This is a genomic window from Achromobacter sp. E1 (genome assembly GCF_037039475.1).
Classification (GTDB): Bacteria; Pseudomonadota; Gammaproteobacteria; order Burkholderiales; family Burkholderiaceae_B; genus Achromobacter; species Achromobacter mucicolens.
On the sequence record NZ_CP146253.1, the window covers coordinates 1,627,247 to 1,646,454 of the forward strand.

13 protein-coding genes and 1 pseudogene are annotated in these 19,208 nt (G+C 65.5%); 11 read left to right on the top strand and 3 right to left on the bottom strand.

Annotation, left to right across the window (positions count from 1 at the left end; translation table 11 throughout):
• Positions 1-16 precede the first annotated feature (16 nt).
• The 7 genes from rluB (at position 17) to typA (ending at position 10,572) form a co-directional block, all read left to right on the top strand.
• Complete coding sequence (gene rluB / locus V6V88_RS07415; RefSeq protein ID WP_338618658.1) at positions 17-1,903, top strand: 23S rRNA pseudouridine(2605) synthase RluB; 1,887 nt, start codon at positions 17-19, stop codon at positions 1,901-1,903.
• A gap of 485 nt (positions 1,904-2,388) precedes the next feature.
• Positions 2,389-2,892: a ribosome maturation factor RimP gene (gene rimP / locus V6V88_RS07420; RefSeq protein ID WP_056322384.1), complete on the top strand. Its 504-nt coding sequence runs from the start codon at positions 2,389-2,391 to the stop codon at positions 2,890-2,892.
• Positions 2,889-4,367: a transcription termination factor NusA gene (gene nusA, locus V6V88_RS07425; protein WP_056322387.1), complete on the top strand. Its 1,479-nt coding sequence runs from the start codon at positions 2,889-2,891 to the stop codon at positions 4,365-4,367. The genes rimP and nusA overlap by 4 nt, the downstream gene beginning before the upstream one ends.
• A 97-nt stretch (positions 4,368-4,464) precedes the next feature.
• Positions 4,465-7,533, top strand: coding sequence for a translation initiation factor IF-2 (infB, locus tag V6V88_RS07430; protein WP_338618661.1), 3,069 nt, complete (start codon positions 4,465-4,467; stop codon positions 7,531-7,533).
• Between the two features lie 21 nt (positions 7,534-7,554).
• Positions 7,555-7,956, top strand: a complete 402-nt coding sequence (rbfA, locus tag V6V88_RS07435) for a 30S ribosome-binding factor RbfA (RefSeq protein ID WP_056322392.1) — start codon at positions 7,555-7,557, stop codon at positions 7,954-7,956.
• A 43-nt stretch (positions 7,957-7,999) separates the two neighbouring features.
• The gene (gene truB / locus V6V88_RS07440; protein ID WP_056322394.1) at positions 8,000-8,752 is read left to right on the top strand and encodes a tRNA pseudouridine(55) synthase TruB; all 753 of its coding nucleotides are present in this window, start codon (positions 8,000-8,002) and stop codon (positions 8,750-8,752) included.
• Positions 8,749-10,572 (top strand): translational GTPase TypA, encoded by a 1,824-nt coding sequence (gene typA, locus V6V88_RS07445; protein WP_062838643.1) that lies wholly within the window; start codon positions 8,749-8,751, stop codon positions 10,570-10,572. Before truB ends, typA begins: the two co-directional genes overlap by 4 nt.
• Before the next feature lie 120 nt (positions 10,573-10,692).
• Here the strand turns inward: typA and V6V88_RS07450 are convergent, their stop codons facing one another.
• The gene (locus tag V6V88_RS07450; protein ID WP_062838644.1) at positions 10,693-11,091 is read right to left on the bottom strand and encodes a hypothetical protein; all 399 of its coding nucleotides are present in this window, start codon (positions 11,089-11,091) and stop codon (positions 10,693-10,695) included.
• 107 nt (positions 11,092-11,198) lie between these two features.
• Here V6V88_RS07450 and V6V88_RS07455 point away from each other — a divergent pair, with 107 nt between their 5' ends.
• Positions 11,199-12,062: a LysR family transcriptional regulator gene (locus tag V6V88_RS07455; RefSeq protein ID WP_338618666.1), complete on the top strand. Its 864-nt coding sequence runs from the start codon at positions 11,199-11,201 to the stop codon at positions 12,060-12,062.
• A gap of 64 nt (positions 12,063-12,126) precedes the next feature.
• On the opposite strand, the pseudogene V6V88_RS07460 reads toward V6V88_RS07455, so the two are convergent.
• Positions 12,127-12,751: pseudogene (locus V6V88_RS07460) on the bottom strand (TIGR00730 family Rossman fold protein).
• Between the two features lie 52 nt (positions 12,752-12,803).
• On the opposite strand from V6V88_RS07460, the gene polA reads away from it, so the two are divergent.
• From polA to V6V88_RS07475, 3 genes are all read left to right on the top strand, one after another.
• Complete coding sequence (gene polA / locus V6V88_RS07465) at positions 12,804-15,521, top strand: DNA polymerase I (protein ID WP_338618667.1); 2,718 nt, start codon at positions 12,804-12,806, stop codon at positions 15,519-15,521.
• Positions 15,522-15,620: 99 nt separating this feature from the next.
• Complete coding sequence (locus V6V88_RS07470; protein WP_062838647.1) at positions 15,621-16,460, top strand: ZIP family metal transporter; 840 nt, start codon at positions 15,621-15,623, stop codon at positions 16,458-16,460.
• 56 nt (positions 16,461-16,516) lie between these two features.
• On the top strand, positions 16,517-17,305 hold the full coding sequence (locus V6V88_RS07475; RefSeq protein WP_062838648.1) for a dienelactone hydrolase family protein: 789 nt from the start codon (positions 16,517-16,519) through the stop codon (positions 17,303-17,305).
• Between the two features lie 142 nt (positions 17,306-17,447).
• Here the strand turns inward: V6V88_RS07475 and V6V88_RS07480 are convergent, their stop codons facing one another.
• A complete protein-coding gene (locus tag V6V88_RS07480) occupies positions 17,448-19,109 on the bottom strand; it encodes a Na/Pi cotransporter family protein (RefSeq protein ID WP_056322414.1) in 1,662 nt (553 codons plus the stop codon).
• Positions 19,110-19,208 lie beyond the last annotated feature (99 nt).

Sequence of the window (19,208 nt, forward strand, 5' to 3'; positions counted from 1 at the left end):
ATTCGGAGCTGTCCCAGTGACAACGAATACAGCAATACAGGACGACACCCCCCGTTCGGATGACGCCGTTGCCGGCGCGCCGGAATCCTCTGGCGCGCGCGAACCGGCCGCCGAAGGCGATGCCGGCGCCCGCGGCCGCGGACGCAAGCTGAGGACGCCGTTCCGCCGCCGTCGTGGCGATGCTGCCGCCGAACAGGCCCCCGCCGCCGAAGGCCAGGCTGCCGCGCCGGCCGCACCGGTCGAGTCCGCGGACAACCGTGGCGGCGAGCAGGAGGCCGAACAGGCCCTGTCCTACCTGGACACGGCTGACCGCATGGAACAGCGCCTGGGCAAGTACCTGAACAGCGAAGCGGTCATGCCCAAGCTGCACAAGGTGCTGGCCGACGCCGGCATCGGCTCGCGCCGCGAAATGGAAGAACTGATCGTGGCGGGCCGCGTGTCCGTCAACGGGGAGCCGGCGCATATCGGCCAGCGCGTGGGTCCCAACGACCAGGTGCGCGTCAACGGCAAGCCCATCATGCGCGCCAACACCAAGAAGCCGCCGCGCGTGATCCTGTATCACAAGCCCGCCGGCGAGATCGTCAGCCACGACGACCCCGGCGGCCGTGCCAGCGTGTTTGCGCGTTTGCCCAAGCTGCGCACCGGCAAGTGGCTCTCGGTGGGCCGCCTGGACTTGAACACCGAAGGCCTGCTCATCTTCACGACGTCGGGCGACATGGCCAACCGGATCATGCACCCCCGTTATGGCACGGAACGCGAGTACGCCGTCCGTGTCCTGGGCGAAATGGACGAAGCGCAGCGCCAGTCGCTGGTGGACGGCATCGAACTCGAAGACGGTCTGGCCGCGTTCGGCGCGCTGGATTATCTGGGCGGCGACGGCAGCAACCGCTGGTATCGCGTCACGCTGCAAGAAGGCCGCAACCGGGAAGTGCGCCGCATGTTTGAAGCGGTTGGCGTCACGGTCAGCCGCCTGATCCGTACGCGCTTTGGCGATGTCGTGCTGCCCCGCACGCTGCGCCGTGGCCGCTGGGACGAACTGGATGCGTCTCTCGTGACCGCGCTGATGGTGCAACTGGGGTTGTTGCGTGAAGACGACGATTCGTCCGGCAACCGCCGCCGTTCCAAGCAGCCGCAGTCGCATGACAGCGCGCTGCCGCCGGGATTTGGCACGCTGGACCGCAATGGCATGAATGGCGCCCGCATCGGACGCCGCGGCAAGTTGCAGGGCGGCGGTGTGGGCAGCGCGGGTCAGGCGGCGGCGTGTCCGTCCGATCCGTTCGGCACCGGCCTGATGATTGCTGGCGGCTATGCCAACGGCCACCCGCTCTCGGGCGAGGGCGGCTTCGGCAATCGCAAGGGCAAACCGGGTTCGCGGCCCGCTGGCGCCGGCAAGCCCGGTGGCAAGGCGGGCGGTAAGCCGGGTGGCAAGGCGGGTGGACGCGCGGGCGGCAATGCCCGCGGGCCTCGCGCTGCGGCGAACGCCGGCCCGGGTAACCCGATGGCCAGCAGTCCGGTGGGCGGCAATGTCGCAGGCGTCAACCCGGCGGTTGGCGGCATGGCGGAAGCGCCGGCTGGCACGGGTCGCAGGCCCGGCGGCAAGTCCGGTGGCAAGCCGGGCGGCGGCAAGCCGGGCGGCAACAAACCGGCAGGCGCGCGTGGCAGCAATGCGGCGCGCGGCGGCAAGCCGGCTGCCGGCGGCCGCGGCGGCAACAAGGCTGAAGGCGCACGCGCCGGCGGCAACAACAAGGGTCCCGGCGCGGGCGGCAAGCCGCGCACGCCGCGTGCTGGCGGCGCCCGCAGCGAAGGCGGTCAGCGGGGCGACGATTGGCAGCCGCGCAGTGCGTCGGCGCACGAATCCCGCTTGGGTGTCGTCGGCGGCGGCCGGGGACGCCAGGGCCGCTGATCGCCGCAGGGCGGCCCGCTGAACGCGCTGCCGCCCCGCATCCGTCCCATATAAACGTAAGCCCGTGACGAATCAGGCGATTTTCCCGTTTATCTGGTAAAATCAATGGTTTTCATGGCTTCGCGTCATGGCTTTTTGCTGGAAGCACTGGTTTCTCAAGTGCGCTTTACCGCAAAAAGCACGTCGGCTGCATGTGTGCCGACCGGGCGCTCGGCTTTGTGCTGGCGTGTAGGCGTGCCCATGGGCGCTGCTTGCAGCAGTCTCGTTGGAGCGAGCCGCTATCTGCGGACGGCGCACAGGCGCCACGGCATTGATCCCGACCCCGACCCCGGCCAGACCGGGACGGGCAGTCAGGACGGCGCAAGCCAAAAATTAGGTCGCAATATAGGGCACTGCCCAGCATTGCTCCTTACGTGCAGTAGGGAAGCGGCTGGGCTCTGTGCAATATCGGTGGGCTGGGCGTGCAGCCCATTTTTTTTGAGTATATGGCTGATTTATTCGCATTGACCGAAGAGGCTCTGGCCGGCATGGACGTCGAACTCGTCGACGTGGAACGTGCCGCCCTGGGTCTTTTGCGCGTCACGATCGATCGGGTCGGCGGTGTGCGCATCGAAGACTGCGAGCAGGTGTCCCGCCAATTGTCGCGGGTCTATGAGGTCGAGAACATCGACTACAAGCGCCTCGAGGTCGGGTCGCCGGGCGTGGATCGCCCGCTGCGCACCGAGGCCGAGTTCCGCCGGTTCGCAGGCGAGCGCATCGAAATCAAGCTGCGCGAAGCATTGGACGGCCGCAAGGTCTTCTCGGGCACGTTGACCGTGCCGGAAGACGACGCCGCTGCTTCCGACGCGGCTGCTGGCATGCACAAGACCGTGTTCGGTCTCGAATTTGAGGCAAAAAAGAACGAAGTCCAGGTGTTGAATTTCACGGTCGAAGACATCGAGCGTGCAAAACTGGATCCCGTTCTGGATTTCAAGGGCAAAAAGCGATGAGTCGCGAAATTCTTCTGTTGGTCGATGCCTTGGCGCGTGAAAAGAACGTCACGCGTGACGTCGTGTTCGGCGCTCTCGAAAGTGCGCTGGCCTCGGCCATGAAAAAGCGCTTCAAGGATGATGCGGACATTCGTGTTTCCATCGATAGGGAAACGGGAGACCACGAAGGCTTCCGCCGTTGGCTGGTCGTGCCCGACGAGGCCGGCCTGCAAGAACCCGACAAGCAGGAAATGCTGTCGGACGCGGAGGAAATCGTCCCCGGCATCAAGGAAGGCGAGTACATCGAAGAGCCCCTGGAGCCCATCGAATTCGGCCGCATCGGTGCCCAGGCCGCCAAGCAGGCCATCCTGCAAAAGATCCGCGACGCCGAGCGCGAACAGGTGCTGAACGACTTCCTGGACCGTGGTGAAACCATCGTTTCCGGCACGATCAAGCGCATGGACAAGGGCGACGCCATCGTTGAAACCGGCAAGATCGAAGCGCGCCTGCCGCGCTCCGAGATGATCCCTAAGGAAAACCTTCGGGTTGCCGATCGCGTGCGCGCCTTCGTGTTGCGTGTGGACCACGCCGCGCGTGGCCAGCAGGTCATCCTCTCGCGCACGTCGCCCGAGTTCATCCGCCAGCTGTTCGAGAACGAAGTGCCCGAGATCGAGCAGGGTCTGCTCGAGATCAAGGCTGCTGCCCGCGATGCCGGCGTGCGTGCGAAGATCGCCGTCGTGGCATACGATAAGCGTATCGATCCCATCGGGACGTGCGTGGGCATGCGCGGTTCGCGCGTGACCGCCGTGCGCAACGAACTCGGCGGCGAGCAGGTCGACATCGTGCTGTGGTCGGAAGACCCCGCGCAGTTCGTCATCGGCGCGCTGGCGCCGGCCAACGTCGAATCCATCGTCGTCGATGAAGACAAGCATGCGATGGACGTCGTGGTGGACGAGGAAAACCTGCCGAAGGCCATCGGCGCCAAGGGCCAGAACGTGCGCCTGGCGTCCGAACTGACCGGCTGGCAGATCAACATCATGACGCCGGAAGAAAGCCTGAATCGCCAGGAAGTCGAGCGTTCGGGTCTGCGCACCACGTTCATGAGCAAGCTGGACGTCGACGAGGAAGTCGCTGACATCCTGATCGACGAAGGATTTACCGGTATCGAGGAAATCGCCTACGTGCCCATGCAGGAACTGCTGGAAATCGAGGCGTTTGACGAAGACACCATCAATGAGTTGCGCGCCCGTGCCCGCAATGCGCTGCTGACCGAGGCAATTGCCCAGGAAGAGCGCCTTGAGACCGCACAGGATCTGCTAGAACTCGAAGGCATGACGCCGGAACTGGCCGCCAAGCTGGCCGAGCGTCAAGTGCATACGCGTGATGATCTGGCCGAATTGGCAACGGACGAACTGGCGGAAATCGCCGGTCTGACCGAACAGGAAGCCAGCGATCTCATCATGCGTGCCCGTGCCCATTGGTTCGACGAAGAATAACCATAAGGACACGGGTCTGCGGTGGAGGATGCTGCCGCTTCGTCCACCGCAAGTTCACGTTGTTTGTAATAGCTGCCTATAGGGAAGAGAGAGCCTAATGTCGAGTAATACCGTCGCCCAGTTCGCTACCGAGCTGAAAATGCCTGCCAACGTGCTGCTGGATCAGCTGCGTTCGGCTGGCGTTGACCTCAAATCGGTTGACGATTCCGTCACCGACAGCGACAAGGCGAAATTGCTCGAATCGCTGCGTCGCGCACACGGCGCAACCGAAGGCAAGAAGATCACGCTGACGCGCCGCCAGACTTCCGAGATCCGGCAAGCCGACGCCACGGGCCGTTCGCGCACGATCCAGGTCGAAGTGCGCAAGAAGCGCGTCTTCGTCAAGCGCGACCCGTCCGAACTCGCCCTGGAGCAGGCTGCCTCGGCCCGTCCCGAAGAGGAAGCTGCCGAGCAAGCCGCTCCGCAGGTTTCCGCTCCGGCTGCGCCAGCAGTGCCCGAGGCGCCCGCCGCCGCCGAACCTCGCGAAACGGCGCCTGTAGAGGCCGAAGCTCCCGCCCAGGCCGAAGCGCCGCAGCAGGAGCCCGCCGCTGTCGAAGCCGCCGTCCCGGCCGAAGCGCCCGCGGCAACCGAATCCGTCGCGGCCGAAGCGCCCGCCCCCGTCGAGGCCAAAGCGCCAGAAGTTCAGGCCCAGCCTGAACCCGAACCGACGCCGGCGCCTGCTCCTGCCGAGCCCGTGGCCGAAGAGGCCAAGCCCGAAATCAAGACTGAAACCACCGAGCCCAAGGCTGAAGAAGCCAAGCCGGAACCTGCTGTGCTAGCCAATAAGTCCGAAACATCTTCCTCCCAGGCCGCCGCGCCTGTCGCCCAGGCGCAGCCTGCCGCGAAATCCGAATCCGTGAAGCCCGCCGCCAAGCCCGAGGCCGCCGCGCCCGCCGCTGCGCCCAAGGTAGCCTCGCGCGCCGACAATCGTCGCGCCGGTCCGCCGCTGGCCGCTTCCGCCACGACCGCTGGCCGCGACGAAGCCCGCCGCGCCGCCGAGGCCGAGGCTGCCGCGCTGCGCGAAATGCTGAACCGTCCCCGCAAGGTGCTGCGCGCGCCGGAACCGGAAGCGCCCGCTGCCGCGCCGATCTCCGGCACGCTGCACAAGCCCGCCGGCAAGCCCGGCGCCGCGCCCGCGGCCAAGAAGGACGCCAAGCCGGCCGCGCCTGGCGCCAAGAAGACCATCAAGACCGCCGAAGTGTCGTCGACCTGGTCGGACGATTCGTCGCGCAAGAAGCCCGCCGACAAGCCGGCAGCCCCGGCCAGCCGCGATGGCTGGCGTGCAGGCGGCAAGGGCGGTGGCAAGTCGGGCGGCCGTGGTGGCCGCAACCAGCAGAACGACCGCCGCAACGAGCCGGCGCCGCAGGAATTCATCGCACGTGAAGTCCACGTGCCGGAAACCATCAGCGTCGCCGACCTGGCCCACAAGATGTCCGTCAAGGCCGCCGAAGTCATCAAGCAATTGATGAAGCTCGGCCAGATGGTCACCATCAACCAGGTCCTGGACCAGGAAACGGCCATGATCGTGGTCGAAGAACTTGGCCACGTCGCGATCGCCGCCAAGCTGGACGATCCGGAAGCCTTCCTGGACGAATCCGCCACCCAATCCGAAGCCGAACAGCTGCCGCGCGCGCCGGTCGTGACCGTCATGGGCCACGTCGACCACGGCAAGACCTCGCTGCTGGACTACATCCGCCGCGCCAAGGTTGCCGCGGGCGAAGCCGGCGGCATTACGCAGCATATCGGCGCCTATCACGTGCGCACCGAGCGCGGCATGGTCACCTTCCTGGACACCCCGGGCCACGAGGCGTTCACCGCCATGCGTGCACGCGGCGCCAAGGCGACCGACATCGTGATTCTGGTGGTTGCCGCCGACGACGGCGTGATGCCGCAGACGCGTGAAGCCATCCACCATGCCAAGGCTGCTGGCGTGCCCATCGTCGTGGCCGTCACCAAGATCGACAAGCCCGCCGCCAACCCGGACCGCGTCAAGCAGGAACTGGTTGCCGAAGAGGTCGTGCCGGAAGAATACGGCGGCGACGTGCCGTTCGTGGGCGTGTCCGCCAAGACTGGCCAAGGCATCGACGATCTGCTCGAAAACGTTCTGCTGCAAGCCGAAGTGCTGGAACTGAAGGCGCCGGAAGACGCGCCCGCCAAGGGCCTGGTCATCGAAGCCCGTCTGGACAAGGGCCGCGGCCCGGTCGCGACGATCCTGGTGCAGAGCGGCACGCTCAAGCGCGGCGACGTGGTGCTGGCCGGCGCAAGCTTTGGCCGCGTGCGCGCCATGCTCGACGAAAACGGCAAGCCGATCCAGTCGGCCGGACCGTCGATTCCCGTCGAGATCCAGGGCCTGACCGAAGTGCCGGCCGCCGGCGACGAGCTGATGGCGCTGTCCGACGAGCGCAAGGCGCGCGAAATCGCGCTGTTCCGCCAGGGCAAGTTCCGCGACGTCAAGCTGGCCCGCCAACAGGCCGCCAAGCTGGAATCGATGTTCGACAACCTCGGCGAAGGCACCCAGACCCTCACCCTTATCGTCAAGACCGACGTGCAGGGTTCGCAGGAAGCGCTGGTGCAATCGCTGGTCAAGCTGTCCACCGACGAAGTGCGCGTTCAGGTCGTGCACGCCGCCGTGGGCGGCATCTCGGAAACCGACATCAACCTGGCCATCGCCTCGCACGCCGTCGTCATCGGCTTCAACGTGCGCGCCGACGCCAGCGCCAAGAAGCTTGCCGAGAACAACGGCATCGACGTGCGCTACTACAACATCATCTACGACGCCGTGGATGAAGTTAAGGCCGCCATGTCGGGCATGCTGGCGCCCGAGAAGAAGGAAGAAATCATCGGCCTGGTCGAGATCCGCGAGGTGTACAGCATCTCCCGCCTCGGCAACATCGCCGGTTGTATGGTGCTCGATGGCATCGTGCGCCGCGATTCTCAGGTCCGCCTGCTGCGCAACAACGTGGTTCACTGGACGGGGCACCTCGAATCGCTGCGCCGCTTCAAGGACGACGTCAAGGAAGTCAAGTCGGGCTTCGATTGCGGCCTGACGCTGCGCGGCAACAACGACATCCAGGTGGGCGACCAGCTGGAAGTCTTTGAAATCAAGGAAATTGCGCGCACGCTGTAAAGCAGGCGCCAGGCATTGTTAATGAGCCGTCACAAGTCCAAAGCCATTCCCGGCCGCAATCTGCGGCTGGCCGACCAGATCCAGAAGGATCTGGCCGGGATCATCCAGCGCGAGATCGACACCAAACGCGCTGGATTGATCACGATTTCGGGTGTGGAACTGTCGACCGACTACGCGCATGCCAAGGTGTGGTTCACGGTTTTGGGCGCCGAGCCCGAAGCCGCCGCCACCTTGCTGAACGAGAAGGCCGGCTGGCTGCATTCGCAGCTCTACAAGCTTTTGCACATCCATACCGTCCCCACTTTGCGCTTCTTCCACGACGAGCAAGTCGCTCGTGGCATCGAGATGTCGATCCTCATCGACCGCGCAAACCGCCCCGGCCCGCACTCGGGCGTACCCGACGAGCCAGAAGACCAGTCCTGATCGGGCTGTCGTCACTGCTTCATTTTTTTTCCGGATTCCGACGATGGCTAAACGACGCGGGCTTGCGCTCGACGGTGTGCTGTTGCTTGATAAACCCGTGGGTTTGTCGAGCAATCACGCCTTGCAGCGCGCCAAACGCGCCATGGATGCGGCCAAGGCCGGCCATACCGGCACGCTGGACCCCTTTGCCACCGGCTTGCTGGTGTGCTGCATGGGTCGCGCCACCAAAATTTCCGGCGCGATGCTTGACGCCGACAAGGCATATCGCGCTACGCTGCAATTTGGATCGGAAACCGATTCCGGCGACCTGACGGGCAACGTCACGGCGACTGCCGAACCCGGTTTTACCGTCGAGGAACAGGCCCTGCGCGACGCGCTGTCACGTTTCTCGGGCACCATCGAGCAGATTCCGCCGATGTACTCCGCGCTCAAGCGCGACGGCAAGCCGCTGTACGAGTACGCCCGCGCGGGCATCGAACTGGAGCGGCCGCCGCGCCAGATCACGATATACCGCATCGAGCTGTTGTCCCTCTCCGGGACGCAGGCAGAGATCGATGTGGCTTGCAGTAAAGGCACATACATCCGAACACTGGCCCAGGACATCGGGCGCGTGCTGGGCTGTTTCGCCCACCTGACGGCGCTGCGGCGCACGCACGTCGGGCCCTTCTCTCTGGAACGCGCCGTTGAACTGGAAGCCTTGCAGGCCATGCCAGACCCGAAGCAGGCATTGCTTGCACTGAACGAATTGCCGGAGGGCTTGCTGCCCTCCACCCTGACCTTAAAGGACTCGCTATGACTCGCGCCTTGCGCAACGTCGCCATCATCGCCCACGTGGACCACGGTAAAACCACCCTGGTCGACCAGCTGCTGCGCCAATCCGGCACCTTCCGCGAAAACCAGGCGCTGACCGAACGGGTCATGGACTCGAACGACCTGGAAAAGGAACGCGGCATCACGATTCTGGCCAAGAACTGTGCCGTGGAATACGAAGGCACCCACATCAACATCGTCGACACCCCGGGACACGCGGACTTCGGCGGTGAAGTCGAGCGCGTGCTGTCCATGGTCGACGGCGTGCTGCTGCTGGTGGACGCGGTCGAAGGCCCGATGCCCCAGACCATTTTCGTGACCCGCAAGGCGCTGGCCCTGGGCTTGAAGCCGATCGTCGTGGTCAACAAGGTCGACCGTCCGGGCGCCCGTACGGATTTCGTCATCAACGCCACGTTCGATCTGTTCGACAAGCTGGGCGCCACCGACGAGCAGCTGGACTTCCCGGTCGTGTACGCGTCGGGCCTGTCCGGCTACGCCGGCCTCACGCCGGATGTGCGCGAAGGCGACATGCGTCCGCTGTTCGAAGCCATCCTGCAGCACGTGCCGCAGCGCGAGGACGATCCCAACGGTCCGCTGCAGATGCAGATCATCTCGCTGGACTACAACAGCTACGTCGGCAAGATCGGCGTGGGCCGCATCAACCGTGGCCGTATGCGCCCCGGCATGGAAGTGGCCTACAAGTTCGGTCCCGACGGCCAGGGCGGCCGCGGCCGCATCAACCAGGTGCTGAAGTTCCATGGACTGGAGCGCATCGTGGTGGACGAAGCCGAAGCCGGCGACATCGTGCTGATCAACGGCATCGAAGACCTGGGCATCGGTTGCACGGTGATGGATCCGGCCAACCAGGAACCGCTGCCGATGCTGCGCATCGACGAGCCGACGCTGACCATGAACTTCATGGTGAACACGTCGCCGCTGGCGGGCCGCGAAGGTAAGTTCGTGACCAGCCGCCAATTGCGTGACCGCCTGGACCGCGAGCTGAAGTCCAACGTGGCGCTGCGTGTGCGCGACACGGGCGACGACACCGTGTTTGAAGTATCGGGCCGTGGCGAACTTCACCTGACCATTCTGCTGGAAACGATGCGCCGTGAAGGCTACGAGCTGGCCGTGTCGCGTCCGCGCGTGGTGTTCAAGGAAATCGACGGCGTGAAGTGCGAGCCGTTCGAATCGCTGACCGTTGACGTGGAAGACGCCCACCAGGGCGGCGTCATGGAAGAGCTGGGCCGCCGCAAGGGCGATCTGCAGGACATGCAGCCGGACGGCCGTGGCCGTACGCGGCTGGAATACCTGATCCCGGCCCGCGGCCTGATCGGCTTCCAGAACGAGTTCCTGACGCTGACGCGCGGCACGGGCCTCATGAGCCACATCTTCCACGAATACGCGCCCATCAAGGAAGGCTCGATCGGCGAGCGCCGCAATGGCGTGCTGATCAGCCAGGATAACGGCGACGCCGTGGCCTACGCACTGTGGAAGCTGCAGGATCGCGGCCGCATGTTCGTCAACCCGGGCGATGCGCTGTACGAAGGCATGATCATCGGCATCCACAGCCGCGACAACGACCTGGTCGTGAACCCGATCAAGGGCAAGCAGCTGACCAACGTGCGCGCCTCCGGCACCGACGAAGCCGTGCGCCTGGTTCCGCCGATCCAGATGTCGCTGGAATACGCCGTGGAATTCATCGACGACGACGAACTTGTCGAAATCACCCCGAAGTCGATCCGTCTGCGCAAGCGCTACCTGCTCGAAAACGAGCGCAAGCGCGCCGCGCGCGAATCCGCGGTCTAAGCTTGCCGGCGGCAGCCTGCCGCCAACAAGCCCGGCCAATGAAAAGCCGCGCACCTTTGGGTGCGCGGCTTTTTGCATGTCGGGCGGGTGCCAGGCATCGCAGGACGTGGCGCCGCCCGCTTACGAGGCGCTGTGCTGGTGCCGGTATTCCTGCGTGCGTCCGCCATAGCCGTAGGCGGCCGCGCGCGCGTCGATGACGTGCACATAGGAGCATTCGTGCAGCTCGCCCAGGATGTCCGAGAAAGCCGCGTAGATCTCCTTGATGAAGCGGGCTTTCTCGGCCTTGGTGTTGGTCTCGTCCGTCACGCTGATGTCCAGATGGAATGCGTTCTTGCCCAGTTCCGACAAGGGACGCCCGCCGATGAACCAGAGGTCGTGCGCAATGTGCTGCAGCGTGATGGCGATGACGGGCAGCTTTTTTCCGAGGACGGACTGGGTCAGCCCGGCGACGGACTCGACGATGCGGTGGTCGATGGCGGCATCGGGCGTGCCGGAACGATGGATGACGATATGGGGCATGACGGCTCTCCGGGTGGGGTAGGTATGGCGGCAGTGTAGAAAGCGCATTGACATCGGAAAAGCGGGAATTTACGATTTCATCCATCGTATTTGCCGTTGGATAGGCCGTGAGCGGATTTGACCTCGACCAGCTGCGCACCCTGGTTGCCGTGCTGGACGCGGGCAGCCTGACGGCAGCCGCGCCCAAGGTGTTCCTGTCGCAGTCTTCGGTCAGTGAACAGATGCGCAAGCTGGAGGACAAGGCGGGGCAGCCGCTGCTGGTGCGCGGCAAGACGGGCGTGCGCGCAACGCCCGCCGGCCAGCGCCTGCTGGCGCATGCGCGCTCCATCCTGGCCCTGAGCGACGAGGCCTACCGCGACCTGCGCGGCGTGGCGCTGCGCGGCGAACTGCGCCTGTGCATCACGGATTACTTCCGCCCCGGCGACGTCGCGCGTCTGCTGCGGCGGCTGAACGAGCAATATCCGCAGGTGCGGCTGCATGTCACCATCATGAAGAGCGGGGCGATCGAGGCTGCTTACGAGCGCGGCGAGATCGACGTCGGCATCTCCATGGTCATCCAGGAGCGGGGCGCGGCGCGCGGCCGGGCCGATGGCGCGCTATTGCGGCGCGAACCGCTGCTGTGGATGGCAGGCGAGGGCGCGGCGCCGCCGCTGGCCGATCCGTTGCCCTTGCTGGCCCTGCCGGAGACGTGCGCCTTGCGCCAATACGTTGAGCGGCTGTTGTCACGCCGCAGCCTTCCTTATGTCGTGTCGCACGAGGCGTCCGGCGTGGCGGGATTGCAGCTGGCGGTGGCGGCGGGACTGGGCGTGGCGTGCCTGAACGAATCGGCGCTTGGCGCCGGCATGGCGCGGCTGCAGGCGCCTGGCCTGCCGGCGTTGCCGTCGGTGGAATTCCGGCTGCTAGCGGCCCGCCCCGGCGAAAGCGAGTTCGTGGGGCTGGCGCGCGAGGCCATCGTCAAGGCCATGACCTAGGGCATTGCCTTGACGATGGCTGGCCGCGCCCGCGGGGCTTGTGGCCCCGGACGGGCGTGCGGGATCAGGCGGGAAGGGAAGGGGCGTACTGCTCGTCGGACATCACGCGTTCGTGGAACTCGACTACCTTGCGCACGACCTTCACGGGATCGTCTTCGATGATGAAAAGATCCAGGTCATGCGCGCCGATCATGCCATTGCCGAGCACCTGATCGCCAATCCATTCGGCAAGGCCCGACCAGTACTCGCTGCCGACCAGCACGATGGGGGCCGGGGGGACCTTGCCGGTCTGGATGAGCGTCAACGCTTCGAAGAGTTCGTCCAGGGTGCCAAAGCCGCCCGGCATCGCCACGTAGGCGAAGCTGTGCATGAAGAATGCCGCTTTGCGAGGGAAGAAGTACTCGAAGGACAGGCTGATGGTCTGGTATTCGTTGTTGTGCGCTTCGTGCGGCAGGCTGATGTTCAAGCCGACGCTCGTGCCTCCTGATTCGAATGCACCTTTGTTGGCGGCTTCCATGATGCCGGGGCCGCCACCCGCGATGACGGCAAAGCCTGCTTCGGCCAGGGCCGCGGAAATCGCGATGGTGGTTTCATAGTACGGGGAATTACGGCTGACTCGTGCGCTACCAAAAATGCTGACTGCGGGCCCGATGTGTGCGAGTGTCTGCCGCCGTCCTTATCTCTGACATAATCAGCGGAATTTGTTTGCCGGCGGGTGTATCCATATCTGCCTTTGTAACCATGAAAAAAACCTTATTACTGGTCGACGGTTCAAGTTACTTGTACCGCGCTTTCCACGCTATGCCTGATTTGCGCAACGCGCAAGGCGAACCTACGGGTGCGATTTACGGCGTGGTCAATATGCTGCGCAAGCTTGTATCGGACTATAAGGCAGAGTATGCCGCATGTATTTTCGATGCTCGCGGCAAGACTTTCCGGGACGACCTGTATCCGGAGTACAAGTCGCACCGGCCGCCCATGCCCGAAGACCTTGCAGCACAAATCGATCCCATCCATCGCGCGGTGCGCGCGCTGGGCTGGCCGGTGCTGGCCATCGAGGGTGTCGAGGCCGACGACGTCATTGGCACGTTGGCACATCGTGCCGCGCAGCACGACGTGCACACCATCGTCTCTACGGGCGACAAGGACCTGGCGCAGCTGGTGAACAGCCACGTCACCCTGGTCAACACGATGAGCGGCGAGGTCCTGGACGAGGCAGGCGTCGTGAACAAATTCGGCGTGCCGCCCGACCGTATCGTGGATTACCTGATACTGGTGGGTGACACGGTCGACAATGTGCCGGGCGTCACCAAGGTGGGCCCCAAGACGGCCGCCAAATGGATTACGGAATTTGGCTCGATCGACAAACTGGTCGAAGGCGCAGAGGGCATCAAGGGGGTGGCCGGCAACAACCTGCGCGAGGCCATTCCCAATTTCCCGCTGACGCGCCAGCTTCTGACGGTCAAGTGCGATTGCGATCTGACCGGGCACGTCGACGGCGTCGATGACCTGACGCCGCGTGCGCGCGACGACGCGACGCTGACCGAACTGTACGAGCGCTACGGGTTCCGCACCTGGCTGCGCGACCTGACCGGTGACGCCGGACGCGTGCCCGCGGGCGACGCCCGCATCGCGCACGAGGCGCCGGCCGCGCCCGAGACCACCGACTACCGCATCATTTCCGACTGGGCGGCGTTCGACGCCTGGATGGATCTGGTGCAGCAGACTGCGCTGGTTGCGCTGGATACCGAAACGACGTCGCTGGACGAAATGCAGGCCCGGCTGGTGGGCTTGTCGATGTCGGTGGCGCCTGGCGTGGCCTGCTACATCCCCGTCGCGCATCGGGGGCCGGATGGCGCCGTCCAGTTGCCCAAGGACGAGGTGCTGGCACGGCTCAAGCCGTGGCTGCAAGACCCGGCGCGCGCCAAGCTGCTGCACCACGCCAAGTACGACACGCACGTGTTCGCCAACGAAGGCATCCGCCTGGCGGGCGCCGCCGAAGACACCATGCTCCAGGCCTACGTGCTGGAGTCGCATCGCGGCGTTGGGTTGAACGACCTGGCGCAGCGCTTTTTGGGCCGCAGCGGCGTGTCGTACGAGGATCTGTGCGGCAAGGGCGCCAAGCAGATCGGTTTTGACGAGGTGGCGGTCGACAAGGCCGGGCATTACGCGGCCGAGGACGCCGACTTCACGCTGCAACTGCATCAGGTGCTGCGCCCGATGGTCGCCGCCGACGCGGGGCTGGAGCGCATCTATCGCCTGGAAATGCAGGTGTCGGCGGTGCTGACCACCATCGAGCGCAACGGCGTGAAGGTCGATGCCGCGGAACTGGGCCGCCAGAGCAACAAGCTGGGGCAAGAGATGCTGCAGCTCGAGCAGAAGGCCTACGAACTGGCGGGCCAGCCGTTCAATCTGAATTCTCCCAAGCAGCTGGGCGAGATCCTGTTCGGCCGCATGCAGCTTCCGGTGGTGCGCAAGACCGCGAGCGGCGCGCCGTCCACGGACGAGGAAGTGCTGAGCAAGCTGGCGCTGGACTACCCGCTGCCGCAGGTGCTGCTGGAGTACCGCGGGCTGTCCAAGCTGAAGTCGACGTACACCGACAAGTTGCCGCGCATGATCAATCCGGCAACGGGCAGGGTGCATACGCATTATTCCCAGGCCGCCGTCATCACCGGGCGCCTTGCGTCATCCGATCCCAACCTGCAGAACATTCCCGTGCGCACCGAGGCCGGCCGGCGCGTTCGCGAGGCGTTCATTGCCGAGCAGGGCATGCTGCTGTCCGCGGACTATTCGCAGATCGAGCTGCGCATCATGGCGCACGTCTCGGACGATGCCAACCTGCAAAGCGCCTTCGCGGCGGGCGAGGACATCCACCGCGCCACCGCCTCCGAAGTGTTCGGCGTGCCGCTGGAAGGCGTGACGACCGATCAGCGCCGTGCCGCCAAGGCCATCAACTTCGGTCTCATCTACGGCATGGGCGTGTTCGGCCTGGCATCCAACCTGGGCATCACGCGAGACGCCGCGCAGGCCTACATCGACCGCTACTTTGCGCGCTATCCGGGCGTGGCAATGTACATGGAGAACACGCGGCGCCTGGCGCGCGAGCAGGGCTACGTGGAAACCGTCTTCGGACGCCGGCTGCAGTTGCCGGAAATCCGGGGGGCGTCGGGTCCGCGCCGGCAGGGCGCCGAGCGCGCGGCGATCAACGCGCCCATGCAGGGCACGGCGGCCGATCTTATCAAGATGGCGATGGTGGCGGTGCAGGACTGGCTGGACGCCGAAAACCTGAAGACGCGCATGATCATGCAGGTGCACGATGAACTGGTGCTGGAAGCGCCCGACGACGAGCTGCAAGTGGTCAAGGAAGCGCTGCCGCGCCTGATGTGCAACGTGGCGACGCTGCGCGTGCCGCTGGTGGCGGAAGTGGGCGTCGGCAAGAACTGGGAGCAGGCGCACTAGGCTTTGTCGGGGCCGGGCCGTCTTCGGACGGCCCATTTCCGGTTTTTGGTTTGAAACAATATAATGTTGCGCTTCCCCCCGCCTTAATTTTCCCCCCTCATGTTGCTGCTCTGGGTTCTGCTCGCCACCATCACTGGCGGCCTGATTGCCGTCCTTATCGCGAGCTGGCTCGCGTACAAGGTCTTTGCCAAATACCTGCATCACATGGTGAGCCTGTCGGTCGGCGTGCTGCTGTCCGTGGCGCTGCTGCATCTGCTGCCCGAGGCATTCGAGACCGGGGTCGGCAACGCCCATGTGCTCTTCGGACTGATGCTGGCGTCGCTGATCGGCTTTTTCGTGTTGGAGAAGATTGCGCTGCTGCGCCACAGCCATCACCACGAGGGCGACGGCCACCACCATCACAAGGGCCACGACCGCCACGAGGCAGGGCGCGGCGGGATGCTGATCCTGATCGGCAGTTCGCTGCACAACCTGTGCGACGGCGTGCTGATCGCCGCGGCGTTCCTGACCGATCCGCTGCTGGGCGTGCTGACGGCCGCGTCGATCATCATCCACGAAGTGCCGCACAAGCTGGGCGACTTCGTGGTGCTGCTCAACGCCGGCCTGCGCCGCCGCCGCGCCTTTGCGCTGATTCTGTTCACCAGCTTGTGTTCAGCGGTCGGCGGCATAATAGGGTACTTCGTGCTGCAGCAGGCGCAGGAGTGGACGCCGTACATCCTGGTGATTGCCGCCAGCAGCTTCCTGTACATCTCGGTGGCCGACCTGATGCCGCAGATGCACGAGCGGGTATCCCTGTCCGATGCCGTCCCGCAATTGCTGCTGGTCGGTGTGGGCGTGGCGCTGATCTACAGCGTCACGACGCTGATGCACCACGGGCACGACCATGACGCACACGCGGATCAAGGCGTGTCCCAGGCGGAGCACGGCCACCGGCACTAGCGCAGGTGGCGCGGCGGGGATGGCCGGCTTTCGTCGACCCAACCAAGGAGTTCTCCATGAGTTTTTCCACCGCCGCCGGCAATGTTGCCCCCACCGTGATCCACACTGACACGCAGGGCCTGGTCCACGGGGATTTCAAGCTTCCCGTGACGGACGGTTCGATCGACGCGTATTACGCCGCGCCCGAAGGCCAGCGTGACCTGCCGGTCGTGCTGGTGATCCAGGAAATCTTCGGCGTGCACGAACACATCAAGGACATCTGCCGCCGGGTGGCCAAGGCCGGTTACCTGGCCGTTGCCGCCAACCTCTATCAACGCCAGGGCGACGCGTCCGCATACACCGACATCCCGAAGCTCATTTCGGAAATCGTCAGCAAGGTGCCTGACGAACAGGTGTACGCCGATCTGGACGCCAGCGTGGCGTGGGCCGCCGCCAATGGCGGTGACGCGCGCCGCGTGGCGGTGACGGGTTTCTGCTGGGGCGGCCGCCTGACCTGGATGTACGCGGCGCACAATCCCGACGTGAAGGCGGGCGTGGCATGGTACGGCAAGCTCAGCGTGGGCCACGGCCCGCTCATCAAGCGCGTCGCGCTGGACGTGACCCACGAGCTGCATGGCCCCGTCCTGGGCCTTTACGGCGGCCGTGACGCCAGTATTCCGCTGTCGGACGTGGAAACCATGAAGGCGAAACTGGCCGCCGGCAACGCCGCCGCCAAGCAGTCCGAGATCGTGGTCTACCCCGAAGCCGACCACGCGTTCCTGGCGGACTACCGGGCCAGCTACCACCCCGAGGCCGCGAAGGATGGCTGGAAGCGGATGCTGGAGTGGTTCAAGCGGTATCTGTAAGGCGGGGAGGGTGAGCCACCAGGTTGGCCCACCGGATGTGCCCGATGCAAAAGAAAGCCGACCCGTGGGTCGGCTTTTTCGTGCGTCAGCGTGCTTGGGACGGTGTCAGACACCCGGCGCTGGCGGCTTACCTATTCACCATTCAATTGCCCGCCTCGCGCAGGCGGCTGGGCAGGAGCTCCCCGTGGCGGGCCAGCAAGGGGTACGCCGCCGCGCCCACCAGGTGCGAGTTGATGCCCTTCATGTCCCGCAGGATGTCCAGGTACAGCGCGCCCACTTCCGCGGCGTCGACCTGGCCGGACTTGATCTTCTGCAGGTGGGTGTCGGCCGCCTGGGTTTCGATCGTGCGAAAGCGCGCCTTTTCGCCGGCCAGCGAGCGCGCCTGGCGCAGGTCGTCGTTCACGAAGAGCGCGGCGGCCGTGCGTTGGTTGGCGATGAGCTGGCCCAGGGTGTCGTCCAGGCTGGCGCGTTGCTCGGGCGAGAACGTCCAGCCCTGCTTGCGCAGCTTGGCCACGTGGCTCAGCAAGCCGTGATGCGCGATATCGCCCGCGTGGCCGATGTTGCTGGTGAACGCCAGAATGTCGTCCAGCCGCTGGAGGTCCTCGCGCGTCATGTTTTCCTGGTCCAGCGTCGCCAGGTAAGTCGTGATGGCGTTCTCCAGCTTGTCCAGCGCGCCGTCCAGCTGGCGCGCCTGCACCATGCGGTGGCGGTTGTCGCGCTTGAAGCCGGCCCGCGCGTAGAGCAGTAGCGTCTGCAGCATGTCGGCCATGCGCAGCGCCTCGCGCGCGGCATTGCCCAGTGCCACGGCGGGCACGTCGTGGGCCCATTCGTCCAGGTATTGGGGGCGGGACGGGTCGTTCGGGTCGGCGCGCTTGGGCAGCCAGCGGGTCAGCAGCGCGGCGTACGGCGTCAGGATCGGCAGGAAGGCCAGGGCGATGACGGCATTGAACAGGGTGTGGAAGTTGGCGACCGCGCGGGCGGGGTCGCTCGCCAGATCGCTCATCCAGGGCTCCAGGAAAGGCAACAGCAGCAGCCCGGCCAGCACGCCCAGCACCCGCGTCAGCAGATTGCCCAGCGGCAGGCGGCGGGCGGCGGGGTCGTCGCCCGTCACGCCTTCGATCATCGGGTTGATCGCCGTGCCCAGGTTGGCGCCCAGCACCAGCGCGAACGCCACGTGCGGCGCGACCATGTTGTGGCTGGCCAGCGACATCACCAGCACCACGACGGCCACGCTCGAGTGCGCGGCCCACGTGAATGCGGCGGACAGCAAGACCGCGGCGACCGGCTGGGTCGACAGGGCGGCAAGAATCATCCCCAACATGGGCGCGGTCTGAAACGGCGCGAAGAGTTCGACGAGCTGGTGCAGCGACAGCAGGAGCAGGCCCAGGCCGATGAAGACCCGGCCCAGGTCGCGGGTGCGGCCGGGCGGATAGCGCCGGAACATCCAGACGCCGGCCAGGATCAGGATCGGGGCGAGCTCGGTCAGGTCGAAGGACAGCAGCTGGACGATCAGCGTGGTGCCCACGTTGGCGCCCAGCATCGCCGCCAGCGCCGGCACCAGGCCGACCACGCCGCCCGCGGCAAAGCCGGTGATCATCAGGCCGGTGGCGGTGCTGCTTTGCAGCGCGGCCGTGATGCCCAGGCCCGCAAAAAATGCCCGCAACCGCGTGCCCAGGGCGCGTCCCAAGGCCGCGCCCAGCGCCGCCCCGAACGCGCGCTGCACGCCGGTTTGGACCATATGCACGCCCCAAAGCAGCAGCGCGACGTAGCCGGCGAAGTCAAGCAGGGTAATGAGTCCAGACATGCAGGCGTTTTTCCGTTCTTTTTATGACAAGTAATAATTCTGTAATGATCGCATGCCGGGGCAGGCTTTGACACCCGGCGCGAAGATACAGGATACGCC